The sequence below is a fragment of the Pseudomonas sp. B611 genome (genome assembly GCF_055407965.1).
Genome location: NZ_JBUZST010000054.1, coordinates 1 through 515, shown reverse-complemented (window position 1 = coordinate 515; position 515 = coordinate 1). Strand labels below are relative to the sequence as shown.

Annotated in this window: 1 pseudogene; it reads left to right on the top strand. The window is 56.3% G+C overall.

Annotated elements, in window-relative coordinates:
- Nucleotides 1-75 precede the first annotated feature (75 nt).
- Nucleotides 76-515 (top strand): annotated as a pseudogene (locus ACZRMO_RS30245) (hypothetical protein); the annotation flags it as partial.

Here is a 515-nt window from a genome sequence, read left to right as displayed (position 1 = left end):
AGGGAGGAGGATCTGGTTGGATCGAGGCCGGTGTATGAGCACTCCAAGAATGAGTGGAACACTTGGTGGCTGAGGATGCATAGCTTCACGGGTGATGAAACCGTCAAAATCGAGGCATGGCCCTTAATCTTTCCGGGGCAACGGTTGATTGTCACGGTCGCCGGTAACCAGCACATTGCGCCGTATCGCTTCATCTGGGTTGCGCTGGATCATGTGGTAAAGCCCCATGAGGCTCATGCGGGTTATGTCTTCAGGTTTCCTCTTTCACGCGCATGGATGTCCAGGCTGGATGACTACTCGGCGCTGACGGCCCACTTGGGTGTCATTTGGGATGGAACCAGGCCTGTATTTCCTGATCCAGGCGACCCTCTTCTTGAAAACCCACTGCCTATCAACGCCCAGGATTTCCACTTGCGTACCACCACGCTGCTGCAGGTGGACCCGTACCAGGACCTGCCTCCTCCGCATCTGCGCCAGTCTGTGGACTACAACGGTGGGTGGCACCTTAATCCCGA